The sequence below is a fragment of the Devosia sp. GW821-FHT12F11 genome (assembly GCF_058806655.1).
This window is the reverse complement of the sequence record NZ_JBXAPX010000007.1, coordinates 154,551-177,241: the sequence shown is the minus strand read 5'-3', so window position 1 is coordinate 177,241 and position 22,691 is coordinate 154,551. Positions and strand designations below refer to the sequence as shown.

17 protein-coding genes are annotated in these 22,691 nt (G+C 65.8%); 14 read left to right on the top strand and 3 right to left on the bottom strand.

What is annotated here, in order from left to right; genetic code table 11:
* Nucleotides 1-16: 16 nt before the first annotated feature.
* Both phnE (AC1ROK_RS20575) and phnE (AC1ROK_RS20570) read left to right on the top strand, forming a co-directional pair.
* Entirely contained in the window at nt 17-994 is a 978-nt protein-coding gene (gene phnE / locus AC1ROK_RS20575; RefSeq protein WP_492850362.1) for a phosphonate ABC transporter, permease protein PhnE, read from the top strand.
* Nucleotides 994-2,343, top strand: coding sequence for a phosphonate ABC transporter, permease protein PhnE (gene phnE / locus AC1ROK_RS20570; RefSeq protein ID WP_492850360.1), 1,350 nt, complete (start codon nt 994-996; stop codon nt 2,341-2,343). Before phnE (AC1ROK_RS20575) ends, phnE (AC1ROK_RS20570) begins: the two co-directional genes overlap by 1 nt.
* A 293-nt stretch (nt 2,344-2,636) precedes the next feature.
* Here the strand turns inward: phnE (AC1ROK_RS20570) and AC1ROK_RS20565 are convergent, their stop codons facing one another.
* Nucleotides 2,637-3,677: an ABC transporter ATP-binding protein gene (locus AC1ROK_RS20565; RefSeq protein ID WP_492850358.1), complete on the bottom strand. Its 1,041-nt coding sequence runs from the start codon at nt 3,675-3,677 to the stop codon at nt 2,637-2,639.
* A gap of 347 nt (nt 3,678-4,024) precedes the next feature.
* On the bottom strand, nt 4,025-4,972 hold the full coding sequence (locus AC1ROK_RS20560) for an alpha/beta hydrolase (RefSeq protein ID WP_492850356.1): 948 nt from the start codon (nt 4,970-4,972) through the stop codon (nt 4,025-4,027).
* A 167-nt stretch (nt 4,973-5,139) separates the two neighbouring features.
* Between AC1ROK_RS20560 and AC1ROK_RS20555 the strand changes: the two genes are divergently transcribed.
* The 5 genes from AC1ROK_RS20555 (at nt 5,140) to kynU (ending at nt 11,300) form a co-directional block, all read left to right on the top strand.
* The gene (locus AC1ROK_RS20555) at nt 5,140-6,174 is read left to right on the top strand and encodes a sugar ABC transporter substrate-binding protein (RefSeq protein WP_492850354.1); all 1,035 of its coding nucleotides are present in this window, start codon (nt 5,140-5,142) and stop codon (nt 6,172-6,174) included.
* Between the two features lie 192 nt (nt 6,175-6,366).
* The gene (locus AC1ROK_RS20550; protein ID WP_492850352.1) at nt 6,367-7,431 is read left to right on the top strand and encodes an ABC transporter permease; all 1,065 of its coding nucleotides are present in this window, start codon (nt 6,367-6,369) and stop codon (nt 7,429-7,431) included.
* Nucleotides 7,428-8,372, top strand: coding sequence for an ABC transporter permease (locus AC1ROK_RS20545; protein WP_492850350.1), 945 nt, complete (start codon nt 7,428-7,430; stop codon nt 8,370-8,372). The genes AC1ROK_RS20550 and AC1ROK_RS20545 overlap by 4 nt, the downstream gene beginning before the upstream one ends.
* Entirely contained in the window at nt 8,372-9,892 is a 1,521-nt protein-coding gene (locus AC1ROK_RS20540) for a sugar ABC transporter ATP-binding protein (RefSeq protein WP_492850348.1), read from the top strand. The genes AC1ROK_RS20545 and AC1ROK_RS20540 overlap by 1 nt, the downstream gene beginning before the upstream one ends.
* Before the next feature lie 187 nt (nt 9,893-10,079).
* Nucleotides 10,080-11,300, top strand: a complete 1,221-nt coding sequence (gene kynU / locus AC1ROK_RS20535; protein WP_492850346.1) for a kynureninase — start codon at nt 10,080-10,082, stop codon at nt 11,298-11,300.
* Nucleotides 11,301-11,545: 245 nt separating this feature from the next.
* On the opposite strand, the gene AC1ROK_RS20530 is transcribed toward kynU, so the two are convergent.
* Nucleotides 11,546-11,899 carry a hypothetical protein gene (locus AC1ROK_RS20530; RefSeq protein WP_055886871.1) on the bottom strand — a complete coding sequence of 118 codons (354 nt, stop codon included), beginning with the start codon at nt 11,897-11,899 and terminating at the stop codon, nt 11,546-11,548.
* 236 nt (nt 11,900-12,135) lie between these two features.
* Between AC1ROK_RS20530 and AC1ROK_RS20525 the strand changes: the two genes are divergently transcribed.
* The 7 genes from AC1ROK_RS20525 to AC1ROK_RS20495 all read left to right on the top strand — a co-directional run bounded on the left by AC1ROK_RS20525 (nt 12,136) and on the right by AC1ROK_RS20495 (nt 22,627).
* Entirely contained in the window at nt 12,136-12,657 is a 522-nt protein-coding gene (locus AC1ROK_RS20525) for a chemotaxis protein CheD (protein WP_492850343.1), read from the top strand.
* Nucleotides 12,658-13,084: 427 nt separating this feature from the next.
* A complete protein-coding gene (locus tag AC1ROK_RS20520) occupies nt 13,085-14,584 on the top strand; it encodes a methyl-accepting chemotaxis protein (protein WP_492850341.1) in 1,500 nt (499 codons plus the stop codon).
* A gap of 18 nt (nt 14,585-14,602) precedes the next feature.
* Nucleotides 14,603-15,466 (top strand): CheR family methyltransferase, encoded by an 864-nt coding sequence (locus AC1ROK_RS20515; RefSeq protein ID WP_492850339.1) that lies wholly within the window; start codon nt 14,603-14,605, stop codon nt 15,464-15,466.
* Entirely contained in the window at nt 15,463-16,509 is a 1,047-nt protein-coding gene (locus AC1ROK_RS20510; protein WP_492850337.1) for a protein-glutamate methylesterase/protein-glutamine glutaminase, read from the top strand. The genes AC1ROK_RS20515 and AC1ROK_RS20510 overlap by 4 nt, the downstream gene beginning before the upstream one ends.
* A 98-nt stretch (nt 16,510-16,607) precedes the next feature.
* The gene (locus AC1ROK_RS20505) at nt 16,608-16,997 is read left to right on the top strand and encodes a response regulator (RefSeq protein WP_055886854.1); all 390 of its coding nucleotides are present in this window, start codon (nt 16,608-16,610) and stop codon (nt 16,995-16,997) included.
* A 307-nt stretch (nt 16,998-17,304) separates the two neighbouring features.
* On the top strand, nt 17,305-19,827 hold the full coding sequence (locus AC1ROK_RS20500) for a methyl-accepting chemotaxis protein (RefSeq protein WP_492850335.1): 2,523 nt from the start codon (nt 17,305-17,307) through the stop codon (nt 19,825-19,827).
* A 286-nt stretch (nt 19,828-20,113) separates the two neighbouring features.
* Nucleotides 20,114-22,627 (top strand): methyl-accepting chemotaxis protein, encoded by a 2,514-nt coding sequence (locus AC1ROK_RS20495; RefSeq protein ID WP_492850333.1) that lies wholly within the window; start codon nt 20,114-20,116, stop codon nt 22,625-22,627.
* Nucleotides 22,628-22,691 lie beyond the last annotated feature (64 nt).

Here is a 22,691-nt window from a genome sequence, read left to right as displayed (position 1 = left end):
ACATCAGGAGCAGGGCATGGCGCATATCGCGCACGATTCAGCCGGCGGCATCAGCGACGCGACCCGGACCGTTTACGGTCACTATCGCCAGCAGATCCGCACCCGGCGCGTCTATTCCATCATCGCGCTGGTGGTGTTCGCCATCGTACTGGCCCTGTCGCTCAACTTCGCCAACGCGGCGAATTCGGGCAAGTTCTTCGAGCGGCTGCCCTACCTGTTCGATTTTCTCCGTAGCTTTGTGCCGAACGATCCGCTGGAGATTTTCCGGGCGATGTTCGACCAGCCGTCGCCCTATGCCGACGGCTCGATGAAGTACGATTTCACCTCGCAGCGGATGTATTTCACCGACACGCTGTATGTGCCGCATTTCATCTACGAACTGATCATTACGGTGAATATCGCGATCGTCTCGACCATCATCGGCGGCGGCCTCGCGTTCTGCCTGTGCTTCTTTGCCGCCACCAACCTGGTCGGCGCTGGCGCCGTCCGCTTCGTGGTGCGCCGCATCATGGAAATTCTCCGCGCCTTTCCGGAGATCGTCATTGCCGGGCTCCTCACCGCGATCCTCTCGATCGGGCCGATTGCGGCGATCTTCGCGGTGTCGCTCCACACCATCGGAGCGCTCGGCAAGCTGTTCTTCGAGGTGGTCGAGAATGCCGACATGAAGCCCGACGAAGGGCTCAGGGCGGTCGGCGCCACCTGGCTCGAGCGCGTGCGCTTCGGCATGCTGCCGCAGGTCCTGCCCAATTTCGTCTCCTACACATTGCTGCGCACCGAGATCAACGTGCGTGCCTCGACCATTATCGGCGCGGTGGGTGGCGGCGGCATCGGCGAGGCGTTCCGCCTGTCGATCGGCAACAACCACGCGGCCAAGACCTACGCCATCATCATTCTGCTGCTGGTGACCATCATTGCCGTCGACCAGTTCTCGGGCTGGCTGCGGCGCCGGCTGGTCGGCAACCAGGCCTTCGAATTCGGACGGGGAGCGGCGTGATGTCGAACGGGCTCACAATGGATGCGGCCGATCGCGCAAGGCTGAAAGCTGAACATGCCGCGGTGCTCCACAAGCCGTGGTGGCAGCGCTGGGCGCTGCTGATCGGGCTCGTCGTCACGGTGCTCTATCTCGGCTTCTGCTACGCCTTCTTCAATGTCGGCCCGGCCTTCGAGAACGGCAAATGGGACCGCGCGGCGCTCTACCTGCAGGATTGGTACTCGTGGCGGGCGCAACCGCGGCTCAAATTCGCCGACGGCAAGGTCGCTGCCACCTGGTCGAGCCGCGGGCAGTATCCGAGGGATGCCCGAATCGACTGGCTGACGCCGCACGAGGACGGCTCGATGACGGTGACCTTTGGCGGCGCGGGCGACCGGCTGGAAGTGACGCCGAACCAGGTGGTCGCCTATGTCGGCGGCACGCCGCATGAGATTACCATCGGGGCCGACGGCGTGACGGCGCCGGCTGATGCACCGCGCGCCGTACAGCAGGACGGCACCAAAGTGATCGTCGACTACGGTTTTGCCGGACAGGCGGAGGTGCGCACCAACCAGGTCTATGTGCAGCGCCGCTTTCTCGGCTGGGCCAATTTCTGGTTCGATACCCACTCGGCCTATTGGGGGCGCAACCCGCTCGAGGTGATCCAGCTGATGTTCAGTTCCGAGCGGATCGATCCGGCGCGCTCGAACTTCGATACGGCGGTGAAGGATTTTCTCGGCAACGGCGTCTGGCAGCATGGCGATATCCTGTCCAAGCTCCTGCAGACGCTGGTGATGGCGTTTGTCGGCACGTTGCTGGCGACGCTGTTCGCTTTTCCGCTGGCCTTCATCGCGGCGCGCAACATCACGCGGTCACCGCCGGTGAACTGGGTGATGAAGCGGGGTTTCGATTTCCTGCGCTCGATCGACATGCTGATCTGGGCGCTATTTTTCACCCGCGGTTTCGGGCCTGGGCCGATCCCGGGGATTGCGGCGATCTTCTTCACCGACGCCGGGGCGCTGGGCAAGGTCTATGCCGAGGCGCTGGAGAACGTGGATGACCGGCAGCGCGAGGGCGTCAAGTCGGTCGGGGCATCGCCGACGGTGGTCAACCGCTTCGGCGTGGTGCCGCAGGTGCTGCCGGTGTTCATCTCGCAGTCGCTGTATTTCTGGGAGAGCAACACCCGCTCGGCCACCGTGATCGGCGCAGTCGGGGCGGGCGGCATCGGGCTGAAGCTGCTCGAGGCGATGGGCACCAATTCCGACTGGGACAAGGTGGCCTATATGGTGCTGCTGATCCTGATGGTGGTGTTCGTGTTCGACAACCTCTCCAATGCACTGCGCTCGCGGCTAATCGGGCCACGGGGGCATTAGCGTCGGCTATTACGGGCGCAATCTTGCCAGAACCACCGGCCTGACACCTCCCCCTTGATGGGGGAGGCTGGGAGGGGGTGGGGCAACACGTTCGATGTCAGAAGAATTGCGGCGCTTTCCCCGATGCCGGTGCTTGTGGCCCACCCCCCTCCCAACCTCCCCCACAAGGAGGGAGGTGCCGTTCAGCGCTTTTGGCATGATCGAGCCGGGGCTTCGGGTGCGGCCAGCCACCGCACAAACGAAGAAGGCCGCCGTAGTTTCCCACGGCGGCCTTCGTGCATTCAGCAGCGCGCTCAGTTGACGCGCTTGCCGTCCTTGTCGAACAGGTGGACGACGCTCAGGTCCGGCGCCACCTTGATCTTGGAACCCGGCTGCGCGGTGATGCGCTCGCGGAAGATGCCGTTGATCGACTGGGTGCCGAGGCGGCCGATGACCTGGGTCTCGGAACCGGTCGGCTCCAGCACCACGACCTCGATCTCGATGCCGTTCGGATCGATATGCAGGTGCTCGGGGCGGATGCCATAGACCGCGGCGTTGGCCGGGGCATTGACGGCCGGCAGCAGGATGCCGTCGGTGGTGCGGAAACCGCCGTCGGCGGCCGAACCGTTGATGAAGTTCATCGAGGGCGAGCCGATGAAGCCAGCCACGAAAGTGTTGAGCGGACGATCGTAGAGATCGAGCGGGGTGCCCATCTGCTCGATGACGCCATCGCGCATCACCACGATCTTGTCGGCCATGGTCATGGCTTCGACCTGGTCGTGGGTCACGTAGATGGTGGTGGTCTTCAGGCGCTGGTGCAGTTCCTTGATTTCGGAACGCATCTGCACGCGGAGCTTGGCGTCGAGGTTGGACAGCGGCTCGTCGAACAGGAAGACCTGCGGATCACGCACGATGGCGCGGCCCATGGCGACGCGCTGGCGCTGACCGCCGGAGAGTTGGCGCGGCTGGCGGTCGAGCAGCTTTTCGAGGCCGAGGATCTGCGCGGCGCGATCGACCTTGGCCTTGATCTCGGTCTTCGGCACGCCCTTGAGCTTCAGCGAGAAGCCCATGTTCTGCGCCACCGTCATGTGCGGGTAGAGCGCGTAGTTCTGGAACACCATCGCGATGTCGCGTTCCTTGGGCGGCAGGTCGTTGACCACGCGATTGCCGATGCCGATCTCGCCCGAGGTGATTTCCTCGAGGCCGGCGATCATGCGCAGCAGGGTGGACTTGCCGCAGCCCGAGGGGCCAACGAGCACGACGAACTCGCCATCGGAAATGTCGACCGACACGCCCTTCAGCGCTTCGAAGCCGCCATAGTGCTTGCCGGCCTTGTTGATGGTTACTGGTGCCATGAAGGTTCCTCGTCCCTGTCGCGGGGAAACCCCGCTTGTCGGCGGCACCTTCGGCGGGGGTGTCGCCAGCGTCAAGGCAGGATCGGCGAATATTAGACCAAAGTATGAGAAAAGCGTAATACTAAAGTCGTATGTCGGGTGGGGATGTGCGATCGGCCCCGCCAACACCGGCCGTCATCCCGGCGAACGCCGGGACCAAGTGCTCCGACCTGACCGCCGCGCGATCTGGCCGACCTTGCCGTGGTAGACCGGTTGGATACGTGCCGACCCAATCTCCGAGCAGTGGCTCCCGACTTTCGTCGGGATGACGGCCGGTGGTTGGGGCGGTTGCAGGGAGTACCCGATAGTCACCCCCACACCCGCCTCGCCCAGGCCCCCATCACGCCGATCAGCTCCCGCGCCGCCGGGGTGATCCCGGCCATGATCATGAAACCGTGGGTGGTGCCGGGCCATTCGTGAAAGCTGACGGCGTTGCCGGCTGCGGTGAGGCGGGCGGCGTAGGCGCGGCCTTCGTCGCGGAGCGGGTCGTGGTCGGCGGTGACCTGCAGGGTGGGGCAGAGTCCGGTGAGGTCGGGGGCGAGCAGCGGAGACGCCTCCGGGTGGGTCGGGTCGGCGCCCGAAAGGTAGTTGGCGATGTACCAGCGCAGCGTCGCGCGGGAGAGAAAGAAGCCCTGGGCGAACTCCGCAGTGCTGGCCGTTTCGTGGGCGAGATCGGTCGCGGGATAGATCAGCATCTGGCCACCCAGCGTGATGCCAGCATCGCGGGCGCGCAGCGCCAGGGCGGCGGCGATATTGGCGCCGGCGCTGTCGCCGGCGACGATGATGCGGTCACCGCTGAGGCCAAGGCCGGCGCCTTCGGCGATCACCCAGCGAAGCGCGATTTCGGCATCGTCGAGGCCGGCCGGAAACGGCTGTTCCGGCGCCTTGCGGTACTCGACCGAGAGCAGGGCGCAAGAGGCAGCCCTCGCGAGGGCGCGGGCGGCGCCGTCATGGGTATCGAGGCTGCCGACCACCCAGCCGCCGCCGTGGAGAAACAGGATAGTGCCCGGCTCGCAGCCACCGCGATAGAAGCGACAGCGAATGGCGGGATCGCCGAGGGTGAAGCTGAGCGGCGGGGCGAGTTCGTCGTTCGTATCCCAGTGGCCGGCGAGGCTGAGCTCGGAGGCGGCGCGGGCCCTCGCGACGCCGAGCTGGTCGTTGCTCGGGGTGCCGGCGTGCTCGGCCGCCTCGAGCATCTCGCGCAGCTCGGGTCGCAGGCGCGACCAGTCGGGGCGCCCGCCGTCAGAATGGTCCACGCACCCCCTCCCTGAGTCACGTCGAAGACGGGCGCCATAACAGCAGAGGTGCGACAAAAGTCAACGAAAAGAATATTGCATGCGATATGCGTTAGTGTTACGCCTTGGCCAGCGTGTATGCTGCCCGGGGAGGATCGGGAGGCATCCACCGACAAAGGGAGAAGATCATGCAGGTTACCCGTATGCGCGGCGCGCTCGCCGTGGGTCTGGCCTTGGGCGTGGCGCTGTCGCCGCTCGCCGCTATGGCGTCGGACAACAAGATTGCCCTGGTCCCGGGTGGTCCGCACCCGTATTTCGCGCCCTGGGAGCAGGCGGCGGCGGATGCGCAGAAGGATTTCGGCATTGCCTCGGTCGAGTACAAAGTGCCGGCCGAATGGAAGCTGGAGCTGCAGACCGAACTGTTCGAGAGCCTCGCGGCGCAGGGCTATGCCGGCTTCGGCTACTTCCCCGGCGACGCGGTGGGCGTCAACTCGACGATCGCCGAACTCAAGGCCAATGACATTCCGGCCGTGGCGCTGGGCGGCTGCGCGCAGGACCCGACCGATACGGCGTTCTGCATGGCGACCGACGTTTATGCCTCGGCCTATCTCGGCACCAAGGCGCTGATCGAGGCGATGGGTGGAACGGGTGCGGTGGTGCATCTCGCCGGGCTCCTCGTCGACCCCAACACTACGCTGCGCGTCCAGGCGGTGGAGAAGGCCGTGGCCGAGACCAACGGTGCGGTGACGCTGCTGCAGACGCTGGGCGACACCGACAACCAGGAGCAGGGCGACCAGAAGATCAACGCACTGCTCGCCGCGCAGAAGGACCAGATCGGCGGCATGATTGCTACCGGCTACATTTCCTCGGTTGTTGCGGCCACGGCGCTCAAGAACCTCGGCGACAAGAGGATCAAGCTGATCGGCATCGACGACGACAAGATCGTGCTCGATGGCATCAAGGACGGCTTCGTCTCCGGCACCATGGCGCAGAACCCCTACGGCCAGGGCTATATCGGCGCCTATGCGGTGGACCTGTTGGCCGAAGGCTGCACGGTGAAGGCGGATGCGCCGTTCATCACCACCCCACAGACGGCGAAGTTCATCGACTCCGGCACGCTGCTGATCAGCTCGGCCAACCTCGATAGCTACAAGGACGACCTCAAGAAGCTGACCGGCGAGTTGCAGGCGAGCTTCAAGGACAAGTTCCTCAGCTGCCCGTGATTGGAACCTGACTGAGGGGGTGGAGTGTCCTGCTCCACCTCCATACCCACCGGACGTCATCCCAGCGAAAGCTGGGACCCAACTCGCAGCTGGCGCGGGCGGCGAAATGGGTCCCTGCTTTCGCAGGGATGACACCGAGCAGGAGGAGCGGCTGGTGCTCCTAGCTGACCCTCGCTTCCCCGAGTACCCGCAATGACCTCTGCGCTTGACGCCGACCCTCGTCCGAGTTCAGCCTCGGCCATGGACCCGGCCCCCCGCCGTACGCTCACCTCGTTCCTGCTCCGCGGCTCGACGCAGGTCGGGTTGTTCCTGATCCTCGTGGTGCTGTGGGCCGTGTTCGCCAACCTGGCGCCGGGGTTCCTGTCGAAGTTCAACCTCAACTCGCTGCTGCGTTCGGTGGCGGTCGATATCGTCGTCGGCTTCGCCCAGATGGTGGTGCTGGCGACCGGCGGGATGAACCTCTCGGTCGGGGCGATCGGGGTCTGCGCGGTGATGTTCTCGGGCTACCTGATGCAGGTGCTGGGGCTGCCGATCCCGGTGGCGATTGCCGGTACGCTGGCGCTCGGGGCGCTGCTCGGCTGGCTCAACGGCTTTGCCATCGTCAAGACCGGGGTGAACAGTTTCGTGGTGACGCTGGCGAGTGCGAGCCTGTTCTCAGGTGGCATGCTGATCCTCACCAAGGCGGTGCCGCTCAACGGCCTGCCGCCGGAGTTCGGCGCCTTCGGCAAGAGCGCCGTGGGGCCGGCGATCGGCAGCATTCCGGCGATCCCCAGCCTCGCCGCGGTGGCGCTGGTGATCGGGCTCGGGCTCTACCTGCTGTTCAAGCATTCGACGCTGGGCCGGCAGATCCTCGCGGTGGGCGCCAATGCGCGGGCCGCCGAGATGAGCGGTATTCCTGTTGATCGGACCATCGTCTTCGTCCATGCGCTGTCCGGCGCCCTGGCGGCGGCGGCGGCGCTGATGCTCACCTCGCGGCTGGCGGCGGCGATGCCGGCGGTGGCGGGCGACGACTGGCTGCTGCCGAGCTTCCTTGCGCCGGTGATTGGCGGCACGGCGCTGTCGGGCGGCATCGTCTCGGTGGTGGGCACCATCCTCGGGGCGCTGCTGGTGTCGACCATCCGCTCGGGACTGCTGGTGCTGGAGATCGGCAATTTCTGGCTGCCGCTGTTCCTCGGGGCGTTCCTCCTCGCGGCGATCCTGATCGAGCGCGGACGCGCCGCCTATGTGGCGCGGGAACAGGCGAGGCGGGCGCTATGAGATCGTTTTTCCGCCTGCAATGGTCGGGCATCCTCGTCGGTATTATCGCCGGCGGCATCGCGCTGGCGCTGAGTGCGCCGGCCTTCCTCAGCGAGTTCAATCTGTTCGTGCTGCTGCGCTCGATCTGCGTGTCGCTGCTGGTCGCCTATTCGCAGATGGTGATGTTGGGCGTCGGGCAGATGAACCTGTCGGTCGGGGCGCTGGGCGGGCTGGTGGCGGTGGTCACTGGCGGGCTGATGGATGCATTGGGGGTGCCGACGCTGCCGGCGATCATGATCGGGGTGGCGGCGGGCGGCGCGGCCGGCTTCGTCAATGGCTGGCTGACGGTGAAAACCGGGATCAACGGCTTCATCGTGACGCTGGCGACAGCCTCGGCCTTTGCCGGCATCAACCTGGGGATCACCAAGGCGGTGCCGTTCTACAACCTGCCGGCGGATTTCGTGGCGTTCGGCAATGGGCGGCTCGGACTGTTCCCGCTGCTGCTGATCGTGCCGCTGCTGGTTACGGTGCTGCTGGCGCTGTTCTTCTCGCGAGCAGTGCCGGGGCGGCATATGCTGGCAGTGGGCGGCAACGCTCCGGCGGCGCAATTGAGCGGCGTGTCGGTGCCCAGGGCGATCATTTCGGCGCATGTGCTCTCGGGGCTCTTGGCAGCAGTGGCCGGCATCCTGGCGGTGGCGCAGCTCGGCTCGGCGCAGCCCACCATCGGCTCGGACTGGCTGGTGATCTCGTTCGCCGCGCCGATCATCGGCGGGGCGAGCCTGGCGGGTGGCTCCATCTCGATCGTCGGCACGCTCTTGGCGGTGGTGCTGATCGGGCTGATCCAGAACGCCATGGTGCTGGTGAAGGTCGACCCCTACTGGGTGCAGTTCCTGCTCGGGGCGCTGATCCTCGCCGCGGTGTGGTTCAACCGCTATCGCGCCGTGCGGGTGGGAGAGAGCTGATGGCGCTGACGGTCGACAAGGCCAGCAAGTCGTTCCCCGGCGTCCGGGCGCTGAAGGATGCGTCGCTGGAGCTGAAACCGGGCGAAGTGCATGCGCTGATGGGCGAGAACGGCGCCGGCAAATCGACGCTGATCAAGATCATCACCGGAGTCCACCGGCCGGATGGCGGACGGCTGCTGCTCGACGGAACCGAGATTTCGCTCGGTAGCCCGCGTGACGCGATCCGGCTCGGGATCTCGGCGGTGCACCAGGAGCGCAACCTGATCCCCCGCTTCTCGGTGGCCGAGAATATCCTGCTCGAGAATCTGCCGCGGCGCGCCGGGCTGGTGGACTACGCCAAGGCCAATGCCGAGGCGAAGAAGTATCTGGAAATGATCGGGCTCGTGGTCGATACGCGGACCGAAGTGCGGCACCTGAGCGTCGCGCAGATGCAGATGGTGGAGATCGCCAAGGCGCTGAGCCATGAGGCGAAGGTCTTGCTGCTCGACGAGCCGACCGCCTCGCTGACCGGCGAGGAAGCCGAGGCGCTGTTCGCGCTGATCAAGCGGCTCAGGGCGCAAGGCGTGGCGATCCTGTTCGTGTCGCACAAGCTCGAGGAAGTGCTGGCGATCTCGGATCGGGTGACGGTGCTGCGCGACGGCGAGACGACGCTGATCGGCGAGCCGATGGCCAACATGACGCGCGGCCGGCTGATCGAGGCGATGATCGGGCGGGCCGAACGCATCGCGGTAGTGCGGCCGCCCAAGCCGGCGACCGGGGCGATCAAGCTCGAGGCCAAGGGGGTCGCCACCGCCGCGGGACATCGCGATATCTCGTTCACGCTGCGGCGCGGGGAGATCCTCGGGCTCTACGGCTTGGTCGGGGCGGGGCGGACCGAGCTGGCGCGGGCGCTGGTGGGGAAAGACAAGGTGACTGGCGGCAGCCTGTCGTTCGACGGCAAGCCGGCTGTGATCCGCTCGGTCGAGGAGGCGCTGAAGCGGCACCGCATCGGCTATCTCAGCGAGGACCGGAAATACGAGGGCGTGGTGCTGCTGCACCCGATCCGCTTCAACGTGGCGATGACCATCTGGGACCGGCTGGCGAGGTTCCTCGGCTTCCAGACGGCGGCCGGGGAGCGCAAGGCCGCCGAGCCGTTCGCGCGGCAGCTGGAGATTCGCACGCCCAGCCTCGAACAGGCGGTGGGGAACCTGTCGGGTGGCAACCAGCAGAAGGTGTCGCTGGCCAAGTGGCTGGCGGCGAAGGTCGACCTCCTGGTCATCGACGAGCCGACAGTCGGTATCGATATCAAGACCAAGGCCTATATCCACGAGTTGATCGGCAAGCTGGCGGATGATGGGCTGGCGATCCTCCTGATCTCGTCGGAGCTGCCGGAGATGGTGGCTTTGGCCGACCGCATCCTGGTGATGCACGAGTTCCGCCTTGTCGACGGCTTCGACAATGACCGCAGCTACGAGGCGATGAGCCGCAAGGTGATGGGCGCCATCCACCGGCATGCGGACGAGGCGGTGGCGGCGGAGTAGCAATAGCGCTCCTGCTCTCATCCCCCCGGCGTCATTCCCGCGAAGGCGGGAACCTAGTGCGATCCATCAAAGCTCACCGGTGTCTGAAGTATCCCACTGGGTCCCCGCCTTCGCGGGGATGACGCCGGTGGTTTGCCCGAATTGACCAGTGTTTCGGGCCGGCCTGATACCCGCTATTGAAGTCCCCATGACCGACATCACCGCCCTCGACGCCGCTGACCCGTTTGCCCGTACGCGGGCCCTGTTCGACCTGCCTGATGGCATCATCTATCTCGACGGCAATTCGCTGGGGGCGCTGCCGCGCGCGGTGAAGGGGCGGATGGCGGACGTGGTGGCGACGCAGTGGGGCGAGGGGCTGATCCGGAGCTGGAACACGCATGACTGGATCGACCTGCCGGGGCGGGTGGGCGACCGGATCGCCCGGCTGATCGGGGCAGCGCCGCAGACGGTGATGGTGGCCGACTCTACCTCGGTGAACCTGTTCAAGGTGCTGGTGACGGCGCTGCGGCTACGACCGGGACGCAAGGCGATCGTTTCGGAGCGGGGGAATTTCCCGACCGACGCCTATATCGCGGCGGGTGTTGCCGAGCTGCTGGGACAGGGGCATGAGCTGCGGCTGGTCGACGCCGGCGAAATCCAGACGGCGCTCGGCGAAGACGTGGCGGTGCTGCTGCTGACCGAGGTGAACTACCGGACGGGGGCACGGCTCGACATGGTCGGGCTGACGGCAGCGGCGCAGCGGGCGGGCGTGCTGACGATCTGGGATCTCTGCCATTCGGCTGGGGCCTTCCCGGTCGATCTCGGCGGTGCGGATGCCGATTTCGCCGTGGGGTGCGGCTACAAATATCTCAATGGCGGGCCGGGCGCGCCGGCCTTCGTCTATGCCGCGCCGCGGCACCTCGAGGGGCTGCGGCAGCCGCTGACCGGCTGGCTGGGGCATGCCGCGCCGTTCAGCTTTGCCGAGGCCTATCGGCCGGCCGAAGGCATCGGCGCGATGCGGGTGGGGACGCCGCCGGTGCTGTCGATGTCGGCGCTCGATGCGGCGCTCGATGTGTTCGACGGGGTCGATCTGGGTGCGTTGCGCGCCAAAGCCGATGCGCTGTTCGAACTGTTCACCGGCGAGGTGCGGCGGCAGGCGCCGGAGCTTGAACTGGCGACCCCGGCCGATGCGGCGCAACGCGGCACGCAGGTGTCGATCAAGCACCCCGAGGCCTATGCGGTGATGCAGGCGCTGATCGAGCGCGGGGTGATCGGGGATTTCCGCGAGCCCGACATCCTGCGTTTCGGGCTGACGCCGCTCTACCTCAGCTTCGCCGAGGTGAAGCGGGCCGCCGGAATTCTGGGCGAGGTGATGCGGACCGGAGCCTGGGACAAGCCGCGCTACAAGGTGCGCGCCAAGGTCGTTTGAGGTCGGGTGTTGCCTAGCTCAGGGGCACCCAAAGTCTCCCATCCACGGTGTCACCCCGGCGAAGGCCGGGGCCCATCCTGAGGGTTTTCGGTGGACCACGGATGGCGGCCTAGCGCCATCGGCAAGCGGGCGGGTCAGGCTCTGAGCTAACACGCAGCATCTCAGGATGGGCCCCGGCCTTCGCCGGGGTGACACCGCGCGGGGGGAAGGTTGGTGCCCAAAAAGAGCTCTAGCGCGAGAAGGATCTAGAACAGCTCGGCTTCGCCGTGGACGCCAAAACTGGCGCTGCCGGAGAGGGCGGGGACGCGCAGTTCGTCGAGCACCAGGCTCGACCAGATCTCGTCGTAGACCGATTGCGGGGCGTCCGGGGGCAGGAGGGCGAACTGGCGGACGGCGAGCGCCATATTCTGGCAACGCTGCTCGATACGGTCCTGGCCCTGCAGGGCGTTGATGATGATCCGGGCGGCCTCGCGGCGCGCCTCGTCGGCCGAGATTGACTTGTCGGCGAGCAATTCGAGGGCCTGTGTCACGCCTTCCACCATGCCGGCAGTCTGGCGCGCGGTTTCGTCGAGCTCGCGGGCGAGCCTTTGCAGAGACATGTAGAGAAAACCCCCGTAGTGCCAGCGGACCCTAGCGCGGATTTCTGAATGGCTCCTTGCGAATGCACAGGCGTCAGGGTGGACCCGAGGCATTTGGTTAGCGCTTCACTAACGAATTGACGGTAACGATGACATCCCAATCTATCGGGTCCAACGTTACTATGGTCATGTCGAGTTCACTGCCTCCCGAGTTCGATCGTGGTGTGGTGACGACCGTACATCAGGGTGATTGCCTGGTGTCGAACGAGGTGGACCTGACCTTCTCGACAGTGCTTGGCAGCTGCATCTCGGCCTGCGTCCGCGACCGGGTCGCCAATGTCGGCGGCATGAACCATTTCCTGCTGGCCGAGCAGTCGGCCTCGGCAGCGGATCGCTATGGCGCCTCGGCGCGCTACGGCGCGTTCGCCATGGAACAGCTGATCAACAAGGTGCTGACGCGCGGCACCGGCCGCAAGGCCAACCTTGAGATCAAGGTGTTCGGCGGCGGCAAAATCAATGGCGCGCTCGACGATATCGGGCTCAAGAACATCGAGTTCGTGCGCGAGTTCCTTGCCAACGAAGGCTATGAGATGGCCAAGGAAGATCTCGGCGGCACCTATGCGCGCCGGGTGATGTTCAAACCCTATTCCGGCCGTGCCTTCATCAAGCGGCTCGACAATACCGCCAACGCCTCGATCGCCAGGGAAGAGCTGGCGGTGGCGGCGAGCCGCCGCAGCGTCATCACCAAGCCGGTGGTCGACGACATCGAGCTGTTCTGAAAGCTCCCCTCCCCCTTGAGGGCAGGGCTATCGCATATGGAGCACCGACAGTAGTTGGATGGCCTTCTCCCCTTGTGGGAGAAGGTGGCCGAAGGCCGGATGAGGGGTTCTCTCCGCGTACTCATCGTCCGTCGCTTCGCTCCGGCCGCGCTACACTTCGTTGCGCGGACCCCTCATCCGCCCTTCGGGCACCTTCTCCCACAAGGGGAGAAGGCTAGAGGTGCCCATCGCCGCCATATGCGATAGCCCTGCCCCAAAGGGGGAGGGAGGCGATCGCCCGGTGGTGAGGGCGACATCCAGGGGCTCCTTACCAAGTCGTTACGCTCTGCAGCCCAAGTATAGGTTTGATTAACCATTCCGGTTTTAGGGTCGCGGCGAGGGCCTGGGGAGGCCCGCCGGGGCTCGGTGATTCGTGCGGCGCTTCAGTGTGGCGCTCATCGCTAATCTATGTTGGCTTGCCGCTCTGCTGATCGCGGTCGGCGGCGTGCTGCTGTTCGGCGTGGGCCTCGTGAGCGCGGTGCTGGCGATCGTTGCAGGGGGCGCGGCGACAACGGGCGCGGCGATCGTCGGGTGGCGCGCCGATCGGGCGTTCTCCGAGCGGCTCACCGCCATTGGCCAGGCGGTCGGGGTGCGCGCGGGCGAGGCCACCAGCCTCGAAGCGGTGGTGAAGAGCCTCTGCACCCGGCTCGACCGAGCCTACAACTTCAAGGCGGCGTTCGGCAGCATGCGACAGCCAGCGGCGCTGGTCGATGCCGATGGCGAGATTCTCGGGGTCAGCAACGGCCTGGTGCTGGTTGAACCGAAAGCCGAGGAGGGCGGGCTGATCTCCGATGTGCTGGGCGGCCGGGTGCTGCTCGAGGACATGGCAGAAGAGAGCATCGTCGTGGTCGGCGACCGCCGCTTTGTGGCCGAGCGGCGCGAGCTGGGCGGCGGGCGCTCAATCCTCGAGTTCACCCCGGCGGGCTACCATATCGCCGATGACGATTTCGATGCCTTCGTCACCGCGCTCAGCAATGGCCGCACCGGGTTCCGTTTCGACGACTGGGGGATGCAGCACTCGCCGGCACTGAAGGCGCTGGGCGGGGCGCTCGAACAGTTCGACAGATCGGTGAAGGCGATCGGCCAGCTGCTGCGCGGCGAACAGATCGACGCGCTCTTACTGATGGGCGCCGGGGCGATGGCGACGGAGCTGAGGCAGTTCGAGCAGGACCTCAACGCGATCCTGATCGAGCGTGAGGAAGCGCTGATGGCGCGCGCCCATCTCGAGGCCAAGATGGAGGCGATCCTCAGAGCCATCGATCGCTACCGGGCCAGCGTCACCAGTCTTGCCGAACTCGCCGACCAGAGCCGCGCGGGCCTGAGCGTGGCGTCGAGCGCCATCGAGAAGGGCCGCGCCAAGGCGCAGTCGGTGCGCGCGCTCGAGCGGCAGGCGGTGGCGCTGGCGGCCGATGCGGCGCTCGCGGTGCAGCGCACCAGTGCGTCGGTCGGCGGCGTGGAGAGCACGACGGCCGAGATCGACCGGATGGTGTCGAGCATCGAGGACGTGAGCTTCCGCACCAACCTATTGGCGCTCAACGCCGCGGTGGAAGCGGCGCGGGCCGGTGAGAAGGGCGCCGGCTTCGCCGTGGTGGCGGCCGAGGTGCGCACCCTGGCGCAGGCGACGCAGAAGGCGGCGCGCGAGATCAAATCGCTGGTCGGCACTTCGCGGCGCGAAGCCAGCGCATCGGTTGAGGAAGCGGCATCGCTCAAAAAGATTCTCTCCGGCCTCGGTGGACATTTAGAGAATCTAAGCAATGAGACGGACATGATCGCCGGTGCACTGGATGAGGGCAGCGGCGCCATCGCCCGGCTGGACGGCAGCGTTGCTGCGGTCGGCTCGGAAGCGGCGAAAGCCCTGCAACTCCCAGCGCGGAGGCGTACGGCCTAGAATGGGCCAGGGGGCAGTATGGAACAGGGCGAATTTGCCCTCAGTGACCGCGAGTTCAATCGGGTCAAGGCACGCGTCTATCAGGAAGCCGGAATCTCGCTGTCGGAGGCCAAGCGCACCCTTGTGGTATCGCGGCTCGGCAAGCTCGTTCGCGCGCTGCGGCTCAACTCGTTCGATGCCTATCTCGATTATCTCGAGCGGCAGGGCACGCCCGCCGATGCGCAGGAGTTCATCAACGCGCTGACCACCAACCTGACGCGGTTCTGGCGCGAGGATCACCATTTCGATCATCTCGAGGGCTATGTGCGTCAGCTGATGGCGCAGCGGCCACGGGTGGGCGCCAAAGGGCGGCCGAAGCTGCGGATCTGGTCGGCCGGCTGCTCGACCGGGCAGGAGCCCTACACCATCGCGCTGAGCCTGCTCTCGGCGTTCCCGGAACTCAAGCGCTGGGACTTCCGCATCCTTGCCACCGATATCGACACCAACGTCGTGGCGAAGGCGGCGGGTGGGGTCTATCCGGAAGCCGAGCTCAACGGGCTGTCGCGCGAGCGGGCCTCGCTGTTCGAACGCGCCGGCGCCGGTCAGGTGCAGATCCCGATGGCAGCGCGCGAGTTGATCGCCTTCAAGCCGCTCAACCTGATGCACAATCCCTGGCCGATGAAGGGGCCGTTCGACGCGGTGTTCTGCCGGAACGTCGCCATTTATTTCGACAAGAAGACGCAGGGCGAACTGTTCGCGCGGCTGGGAGCGATCCTGGTGCCGGACGGCTTTCTCTATATCGGACACTCCGAAAACCTGGGCGCCGGCGGCGCCAATTTCCGGCTGGTCGGCAAGACCATCTACCAGGCACGCGCACAGCAGAAGGCGAGGGACGCAGCATGAGCATCAAGGTGCTGGTCGTCGATGATTCCGCACTCATTCGCGAGGTGCTGAGCCGCACGCTGGGCAAAGATGGCGACATCATCGTCGTCGGTACGGCCGAGGATCCGATCGATGCGCGCTCCAAGGTCAAGGACCTCAACCCTGACGTGGTGACGCTCGATATCGAGATGCCCAACATGAACGGGCTGCAGTTCCTCGACAAACTGATGCGGCTCCATCCACTGCCGGTGGTGATGGTCTCGACGCTGACCACCAAGGGGGCGAGCGAGACGCTCCTGGCGCTGGAACTGGGCGCGGTGGATTTCGTCGCCAAACCCAACGCGACGCTGTCGGGCGGGCTCGATGCGTTCGGCGAGAACCTGCGCCAGAAGGTGCGCGCAGCGGCCCATTCCGACGTGAGGGGCCGCGCCATGAAGGCGCCGACCGCCAAGGTGCCGGTGCGCACCGCGGCGGCACCGAACGGCGCATTGATCGCCATTGGGGCCTCGACCGGCGGGGTCGAGGCGATCCGCGTGGTGCTGAGCGAGATGCCGGCGGACTGCCCGCCGATCGTCATTGCGCAGCACATGCCGGCGGGGTTCACCAGCCGCTTCGCCGGGCGGCTCGACGAGCTGACCGAGCTCAAGGTGGTGGAAGCCGAGGACCGGATGCCGCTGCTGGCCGGCCACGCCTATGTGGCGCGCGGCGATTTTCATTTGCGGGTCGAGCGGAGCTCGGGCCAGCTCAAGTGCCGGGTGACGCAGGATGAACTGACGTCCGGGCACCGACCGAGCGTCGACGTGCTGTTCGAGTCGGTGGCCAGGACCGTGGGGCCGATGGCGGTGGGCGCCATCCTCACCGGCATGGGCCGCGACGGGGCGCGGGGGCTGAAGCTGATGCGCGAGGCGGGGGCCTATACGGTGGGGCAGAGCCAGGCCTCGGCGCTGGTCTACGGCATGCCGCGGGTGGCGTTCGAAGAGGGGGCGGTGATCGAACAGGCGCCGGTCGAAAGCATCGCGGCGCGGCTCGCGGCAGCGCTCACTCGGCTCAAATCCGCAGCATAACGCGGGTTCGGATTGAAGGTTTGGTAACGGAATGTGCCTAGGGTTTTACGATACGCAACCCGGGCGTATTTCGGGCAGCTAGAAGGCGCAGCGTAACGATGCCGAAGGCAAGTGCAGTCAGTGTGATGATCGTCGATGACCAGCAGTCCATGCGGGGCATCTGCAAATACATCCTCACCCAGCTGGGATTCACCAACATTGTCGAAGCCAAGTCGGGGCGCGATGCGCTCGGCAAGCTCGAAAAGAGCAGTGTCGACCTGATCATCTCGGACTGGAACATGGACGATATCGACGGGCTGACGCTGCTGCGCGTCATCCGCAAGCACCCCAAGACGCAGGGCATGCCCTTCATCATGGCCACCGGCCGCTCCGACAAGGAGCAGGTGAAGGAAGCGATCTCGTCGGGCGTCAACAATTACATCATCAAGCCGTTCGACGCCTCGACCATGAAGAAGCGCATCGAGGCGGTGATCGGCGTGCTGTCGTAAGCGCAGCCTCCTGCTGAAGCCACCGAGGCCGCCTCCGGGCGGCCTTTGCTTTTCCGGTCAAGCACTTGCTGCAGCAGGTCTTTCAGGCAGTCGGTGCATCGACTGCGGGGTGGCGGATGTAATCGACTACATGCCCGGAAATGCTGGGTTTGCTACGCATCGTTCCGTAACACGAAATTAATCCGGCGCTGCCAGTCTTTGTCGCAGTCGTGCACGGCCTTGGGGGAGGGCCGACGTGACGCGGGCGCTGCGATTGCTGCGCGCCTTCGGCGTCCTCTCCCTAATGCCACCGGAGGGGAGAGACGGGATGGCTTGGTTCCCAAAATTCAAGATCGCGCAGAAGCTGCCGCTGGCACTGGTCGGCTCGGCGCTGCTGGTCAGCGCCGGCGTCGGTATCGCCAGCTACCTGATCGGCTCGAGCACCGTCGACCAGATGAGCATCCGGCAAATGCAGATGGCGGCCGGCGATCGGGTCAAGTCGTTCGAGACCTATCTCGAAACCATCGAGGCGGACCTGGTGAACCAGGCGGCGGCCGAAAGCGTGCAGACGACGCTGCGTGACTTCGCCATCGGCTGGGGGCAGTTCGCCACCTCGAAGCCCGCCGCCGATCCGATCGCCACGCTGCGCGGCAACTACATCGACAACAACCCCAACGCCGCCGGCTCGCGCCAGGCGCTCGACACGCCCGAGCAGGCGCCGGGCGCCAAGAAGTGGAACTACGATTTCCTCCACTCCAAGGTGCACCCGAACTTCCGGCGGCAGCTCGAGGCGCGCGGCTATTCGGACCTGTTCCTGTTCGATCCCAAGGGCAACCTCGTCTATTCGGTGATGAAGAACGACGACTTCGCGCGGAACTTCGCCGAGGGTGGCGATCTCGCCGATAGCGGGCTGGGGCGGGCGTTCCGCAGTGCTGCGGCGTTCACCGAGCCGGGCAAGGTGGCGTTCGAGGACCTGAGCCTCTATGCGGTGGCCGGCATGCCGGCGAGCTTTCTCGCAACGCCGGTGTTCGACGCGCGCAACAAGCTGATCGGGGTGATGGCGATTGAAATGCCGATCGGGCCGATCAACCTGATGCTGCAGGATAATGCCAATCTGGGGCAGACCGGCGAGAGTATCCTCGTCGGCGCCGACAAGCTGATGCGGTCGGACTCGGTGTTCTCTGCCGACAACGACACGCTGAGCGCCACTTACGACTACCCGGTGGTCGATGCGGCCTTGGCGGGTAATCGGGCCGATGGCATCACCACGGACTATCGTGGCATGCGGATGATCGCCACGGCGCTGCCGGTGGAGTTCAACGGCGCCAAGTGGGCGATGGTCACCACGATGAGCGAGGACGAAGCCTTCGCTCCGGTGGCCGAGATGCGCAACATGATGCTGCTGGTGGGCGGGGGCCTGCTGGCTCTGGCGGCGGTGGTCGGCTTCCTCTTCTCGCGCAGCATTTCGAAACCGATCAGCCGGTTGACCGAGACGATGGGCGCGCTGGCGGAGGGCAAGCTCGACACCGAAGTGCAGGGCGCCGGCCGCAGCGACGAAATCGGCGACATGGCCAAGGCCGTGCAGGTGTTCAGGGAGAATGCGCTGAAGGTCACCGAGCTGACTGAAGGCGAGCGTGCCGCCTCGATCCAGCGCCGGGCCGACCGGACCGAGATGATGCAGACCCTGCAGCAGGCGTTCGGCGAAGTGGTGGATGCGGCGATCGCAGGCGATTTTACCAAGCGCGTCGAGGCGGAGTTTCCGGATCAGGAGCTCAATGTGCTGGCGCACGGGGTGAACGAGCTGGTGGCAACCGTCGATCGCGGCATGAGCGAGACGGCCGAGGTGCTGGCGGCCCTGGCCCATACCGACCTGACCCAGCGGGTGCGCGGCGACTACCAGGGCGCCTTCCTGAGGCTCAAGACCGACACCAATGCGGTGGCCGAAAAGCTCGGCGAAATCGTCATGGGACTGAAGCAGACCTCGCGCTCGCTGAAGACCGCGACGGGCGAGATCCTGTCGGGCGCCAACGACCTGAGCGAACGCACCACCAAGCAGGCGGCGACGATCGAGGAGACCTCGGCGGCGATGGAGCAGCTGTCCGGCACGGTGCTTGCCAATGCCGAACGGGCCAAGGATGCGTCCAATGTTGCGGCGACGGTGACGCGGACCGCCGAAGACGGTGGGCAGGTGATGCGCCAGGCAACCGAAGCGATGGAGCGGATCACCCACTCGTCGGGCAAGATCAGCAACATCATCGGGATGATCGACGACATCGCCTTCCAGACGAACCTGTTGGCGCTCAACGCCTCGGTCGAAGCGGCGCGCGCCGGTGACGCCGGCAAGGGCTTTGCCGTGGTGGCCGTGGAAGTGCGGCGGCTGGCGCAGTCGGCAGCCAGCGCGTCGAGCGAGGTGAAGGCGCTGATCGAACAGTCGGGCAGCGAAGTGAAGGGCGGCTCGAAGCTGGTGGCCGAGGCGGCGGCCAAGCTCGAAGCGATGCTGGTGGCGGCACGCTCGTCGAACGAATTGATGGATTCGATCGCGCGGGCCAGCCAGGAGCAGGCCTCGGCCATCGAGGAGGTCAACGCTGCCGTTCGAACGATGGACGAGATGACCCAGCACAACGCGGCGCTGGTCGAAGAAACCAATGCAGCGATCGAGCAGACCGAGGCGCAGGCGACGGAACTCGACCGGATCGTCGAAGTGTTCCGCATCGGCGATGCCGAGCCGACACGCGCCGTGGAGCCGCCGGCCAAGGGGATCCGGGCGCTGCAGGACAAGGTGCGCACCGCCGCCAAGTCTTACCTCAGCCGTGGCAATGCCGCCCTCGACAAGGATTGGGCCGAGTTCTAGGGCATCGAGTTTGGTGAAGCAGTGGTGGTTGATCGTCAGTAGAGAAGATGGGCGTCTACTGCCGTCTTTTCTTTCGGCAACACGATGCGCCGTTCGTCCGCAAATGCTGAGCGCCCTACGTGTCGTTCCGTAATCAGAAATTAAGGCGGGGTGCCTAGTCTCCGCCAAGTTGTGCACGAGCCTTTTGGGGGATGAGGCGGCGTGAACAGCGGAGGCAGGATGCTTCCGTTACGCTGCGGCAGGACTGCCGCTCCCCCGGAAGGCCAATATTTGGGGGGATATTAGCATGGGTTGGCTTCCGAAATTCAAGATTGCCCAGAAACTGCCATTGGCCATGGTGGGGTCGGCGCTGCTGGTCAGTGTCGGCGTGGGGCTCGGAAGCTACGTGATCGGCTCGGGCATTGTCGCCGACATGAGCGCGCGGCAGATGCAGACGGTGGCCTCGAGCCACGCCGACAAATTCTCCACCTATTTGAAGACCATCGAAGCCGACCTGGTGAACAGCGCCGCGACCGACAGCGCGGTGAATGCGGTGCGCGATTTCGCCATCGCGTGGAAGAGCTTTGCCAAGGCGACGCCGCCGGGTGATCCGATCGTGGTGCTGCGCGAGGCGTTCATCACCAACAACCCGCACCCGGCCGGGCAGCGGCAACTGCTCGATGTCAACGACAAGGGCCGGACCAACTACGACACCACGCATGACAAGGTGCAGGCGACGTTCCGCCGGCAGCTGGAGCTGCGCGGCTACCGCGATTTCTACATGTTCGATACGGCGGGCAATCTCGTCTACTCGGTGATGAAGAACGACGATTTCACGTCGAACTTCGCAGAGGGCGGCGACATGGCCGATAGCGGCCTGGGGCGGGTGTACCGCAAGGCGCTGGCGCTGACCGAGCGCGGCCAGGTGGCCTACGAGGATGCCTCGGTCTATGCGATCGCCGGCTCGCCGGCGAGCTTCATCGCGACGCCGGTGATCGACGTCCGCGGCAAGCTGATGGGGGTGATGGCGATCCAGATGCCGGTCACGCCGATCAACCAGATGCTGCAGGAAAACAGCCAGCTCGGCCAGACCGGCGAGAGTTTTTATGTCGGCGCCGACAAGCTGATGCGCTCGGACTCGGTGTTCTCCGAAGGCGACGACACGCTGAGCGCCGTCTACGACAATCCGGTGGTCGAGGCAGCGTTGGCGGGTAACGCCGCCAACGGCGTTACCACGGACTATCGCGGCATGCGGATGCTGGCCAACGCCACGCCGGTTACCTTCAACGGCACCACCTGGGCGATGGTCACCACCATTGCCGAAGACGAGGCGTTTGCGCCGGTGGCGCAGTTGAGGAACACCATGCTGGCGATCGGCGCGGGGCTCTTGGCGCTGGCGGCGTTGGTCGGCGTGCTGGTCTCGCGCAGCATTTCGAAGCCGATCAGCCGGCTGACCGAGACGATGGAGGCACTGGCCGACGGCAAGCTCGACACCGAGGTGAAGGGCGCCGGCCGCAGCGACGAGATCGGCGACATGGCCAAGGCCGTGCAGGTGTTCAAGGAGAACGCGCTGAAGGTCACCGAGATGACCGAAGGCGAGCGCACGGCCTCGGTGCAGCGCCGCGTCGAGCGCACGGCGATGATGCAGGAGTTGCAGAAGGCATTCGGCGAAGTGGTCGATGCGGCGATCTCGGGCGATTTTTCGAAGCGCGTCGAGGCGGAGTTCCCCGATCAGGAGCTGAACGCCCTGGCGCATGGCGTCAACGAACTGGTCGCGACGGTGGATCGCGGGCTGATCGAGACCGGCGACGTGCTGTCGGCGCTGGCGCAGACCGACCTGACACAGCGGGTGAACGGCCAGTATGGCGGCGCCTTCGCCCGGTTGAAGGACGACACCAATGCGGTGGCCGAGCGGTTGACCGAAATCGTCGGACAGCTCAAGGGCACCTCGCGCTCGCTGAAGACGGCGACGGGCGAGATTCTGTCGGGCGCCAATGACCTGAGCGAACGCACCACCAAGCAGGCGGCGACGATCGAAGAAACCTCGGCGGCGATGGAGCAGCTGTCGGGCACAGTGTTGGCCAACGCGGAGCGGGCCAAGGATGCGTCCAGTGTCGCAGCGACGGTGACGCGGACCGCCGAAGACGGTGGCCAGGTGATGCACCAGGCGACCGAAGCGATGGAGCGGATCACTGCGTCCTCGGGCAAGATCTCGAACATCATCGGGATGATCGACGACATCGCCTTCCAGACCAACCTCCTGGCGCTGAACGCGTCGGTGGAAGCAGCGCGGGCCGGCGACGCCGGCAAGGGCTTTGCGGTGGTGGCGGTGGAAGTGCGGCGGCTGGCGCAGTCGGCCGCCGGGGCATCCAGCGAGGTGAAGGCGCTGATCGAGCAGTCGGGGACCGAAGTCAGGGGCGGCTCGAAGCTGGTGGCCGAGGCAGCGGCCAAGCTCGAGGCGATGCTGGTGGCGGCGCGGTCGTCGAACGAATTGATGGATTCGATCGCCCGGGCCAGCCAGGAACAGGCATCGGCGATCGAAGAGGTCAACGCCGCCGTCCGGACCATGGACGAGATGACCCAGCACAATGCCGCGCTGGTCGAACAAACCAACGCGGCGATCGAGCAGACCGAGGCGCAGGCGACGGAGCTCGACCGGATCGTCGAAGTGTTCCGCATCGAAGCGCAGGCGGCGCCGGCGCGGGCCGCCGAGGCACCGGCCAAGGGCATTCGGGCCCTGCAGGACAAGGTGCGGACCGCAGCCAAGTCCTACCTCAGCCACGGCAATGCCGCGGTCGACAAGGACTGGGCGGAGTTCTAGCCGTTTGTTTCTGTCGCGCTTTCGAACCGGAAGAGTCTGCAACTTTTCCTGAAAGCGTTCCGGC